This is a genomic window from Streptomyces sp. MZ04 (assembly GCF_004684775.1).
In the GTDB taxonomy this organism is placed as follows: domain Bacteria; phylum Actinomycetota; class Actinomycetes; order Streptomycetales; family Streptomycetaceae; genus Streptomyces.
In genome coordinates this window covers 1-2,603 of record NZ_SRIC01000504.1, presented here as the reverse complement: position 1 = coordinate 2,603, position 2,603 = coordinate 1, and the positions used below count along the sequence as shown (strand labels likewise).

At 72.0% G+C, this 2,603-nt stretch carries 2 protein-coding genes and 1 pseudogene; all 3 read left to right on the top strand.

Annotation, left to right across the window (positions count from 1 at the left end; genetic code table 11):
• The first annotated feature begins 18 nt into the window (after positions 1 to 18).
• On the top strand, positions 19 to 720 hold the full coding sequence (locus tag E2651_RS42510; protein WP_135336614.1) for an EboA domain-containing protein: 702 nt from the start codon (positions 19 to 21) through the stop codon (positions 718 to 720).
• Entirely contained in the window at positions 720 to 1,568 is an 849-nt protein-coding gene (locus tag E2651_RS42505) for a TatD family hydrolase (RefSeq protein WP_135336613.1), read from the top strand. The genes E2651_RS42510 and E2651_RS42505 overlap by 1 nt, the downstream gene beginning before the upstream one ends.
• 3 nt (positions 1,569 to 1,571) lie before the next feature.
• A pseudogene (gene eboE, locus E2651_RS42500) lies at positions 1,572 to 2,537 on the top strand (metabolite traffic protein EboE); the annotation flags it as partial.
• Positions 2,538 to 2,603: the final 66 nt, after the last annotated feature.

The window sequence follows — 2,603 nt, the reverse complement described above, 5'->3', positions numbered from 1 at the left end:
AGCCAGAGGAGGAACTCCGTGACCGACGCCCCCGCCATCACCGACCTCCGCAGCCGCCTCGACGCCGACCTAGGCGGCGCCGCCCGGGCCTGGCTCGACCAGGCCACCGCGGAGGCCACCGCCCGCCACGGCCAACCGGGCCAAGGTGCCGCCCCCGTCTGGGAGTTGCGCTTCGCCGAGGCCGGCCGACGCTGCGGCCAGGAGCACGCAGACGCCGCCCGCGTTCTCCTCCTGCACGCCGCCGACGCGGACCCGGCCACGCTCACCCGCGTCTACGAACAGGGAACCGCCGCCGAGCGCCGCGCCGTCCTGCACGCCCTGCCCCACCTGGTGCCGGGCCCCGAAGCCCTGCCCCTGGTCGAGGACGCCCTGCGCACCAATGACACCCGGCTCGTCGCCGCGGCCGTCGGACCGTACGCCGCCCGACACCTCGACCCGCACCACTGGCGCCACGCGGTCCTCAAGTGCCTGTTCACCGGTGTGCCCGTGGATGCCGTCGCCGACCTCCCGCGCCGCGCCCACTCCGACGCCGAGCTCGCCCGCATGCTCGGCGACTACGCGGGCGAACGCACCGCCGCAGGCCGCCCCGTCCCCGGCGATCTGCACCGCGTCCTGGCCCTGACCGCCCCTACGGCGCCCTCCGCCGGAGAGGTCCCGCCAGGCGCCGCGACGCCTTCGGCCCCCGCGACCCCTTCGACCGGCGAGGAGCAGGAGTCCTGATGCGCATCTTCGACCCCCACATCCACATGACGTCCCGGACCACCGACGACTACCAGGCCATGTACGCGACCGGCGTCCGCGCTGTCGTCGAGCCCGCTTTCTGGCTGGGCCAGCCCCGCACCTCACCCGCCTCCTTCTTCGACTACTTCGACTCCCTCCTGGGCTGGGAGCCCTTCCGCGCCGCCCAGTACGGCATCGCCCACCACTGCACGATCGCCCTCAACCCCAAGGAGGCGAACGACCCCCGCTGCGCCCCGGTCCTCGACGAGCTGCCCCGGTATCTCGTCAAGGACAACGTCGTCGCCGTCGGTGAGATCGGCTATGACTCCATGACCCCCGCCGAGGACGCCGCGCTCGCCGCCCAGCTCCAGCTCGCCGCCGACCACGAGCTGCCCGCGCTCGTCCACACCCCGCACCGCGACAAGCTCGCAGGCCTGCGCCGCACCCTCGACGTCGTGCGGGAATCCGCGCTTCCCCTGGAGCGGGTCCTCATCGACCATCTCAACGAGACCACGGTCAAGGAGGCCAAGGGCGCCGGCTGCTGGCTCGGGTTCTCCGTCTATCCCGACACCAAGATGGACGAGGACCGGATGGTGGCGATCCTGCACGAGCACGGGCCCGAAAAGGTGCTCATCAACTCCGCCGCCGACTGGGGCAAGAGCGACCCGCTCAAGACCCGCAAGGTCGCCGACGCCATGCTCAAGGCCGGGTTCAGCGAAGACGACGTCGACCTGGTCCTCTGGCGCAACCCGGTCGCCTTCTACGGGCTCAGCGGTCGCCTCAACCTCGACGTGCCCGCCCCGGACGCCACTCACGAGGGCAACTCCATCCTCCGCGGCGGGGCGTGAGCCATGCGCTTCCGGCACCCCGACGGCAGCGTCGTCCACCTCGCGTACTGCACGAACGTCCATCCGGCGGAGACGCTCGACGGCGTCCTCGCGCAACTCCGCGACCACTGCGAGCCCGTACGCAAACGCCTCGGCAGGGACCGCCTGGGCATCGGTCTGTGGCTCGCCAAGGACGCCGCGCACGCCCTGGTCACCGACCCCGCCGCGCTGCGCGGCCTGCGCACCGAGCTCGACCGGCGCGGCCTCGAGGTCGTCACCCTCAACGGATTCCCGTATGAAGGCTTCGGTGCCGAAGAGGTCAAGTACCGCGTGTACAAGCCGGACTGGACCGATCCCGAGCGGCTCTCCCACACCACCGACCTGGCCCGCCTGCTCGCCGCCCTCCTGCCCGACGACGTCACCGAAGGCACCATCTCCACCCTTCCCCTCGCCTGGCGCACCCCCTTCGACCCCGTCCACGCCGAGGCGGCCCGCGCCGCTCTCACCGTGCTCGCCCAACGCCTCGACGCGCTCGAGGAGTTGACCGGCAGATCGATCCGTATCGGCCTGGAGCCGGAACCGGGCTGCACCGTGGAAACCACGCGCGATGCGATCGCCCCCCTCACCGCGGTCGGTCACGACCGCATCGGTGTCTGTGTCGACACCTGTCACCTGGCCACCTCCTTCGAGGAACCGCAAACGGCGCTCGACGCCCTCGCCGCCGCGGGCATCCCCGTCGTCAAGTCCCAGCTCTCCGCCGCCCTGCATGCCGAACACCCCCATCTCGCCCAAGTCCGCCAAGCTCTCGCCGCCTTCGACGAGCCCCGCTTCCTGCACCAGACCCGCACCCGCACGCCCGCCGGCCTGCGCGGCACCGACGACCTCGGCCAGGCCCTCGCTGGCGACGCCCTGCCCGACACGGCACCCTGGCGCGCCCACTTCCACGTCCCCCTGCACGCCGCCCCCGCGCCGCCTCTGACCTCCACCCTCCTGTATCTTATACACATCTCCGAGCCCACGAGACGCTCATGAACCAGCAGCAACGTAATGTCCGCA

Coding starts and splice junctions, on each gene's coding strand:
- E2651_RS42505 (WP_135336613.1), top strand. CDS start 720: ATGCGCATCTTCGACCCCCACATCCACATGACGTCCCGGACCACCGAC.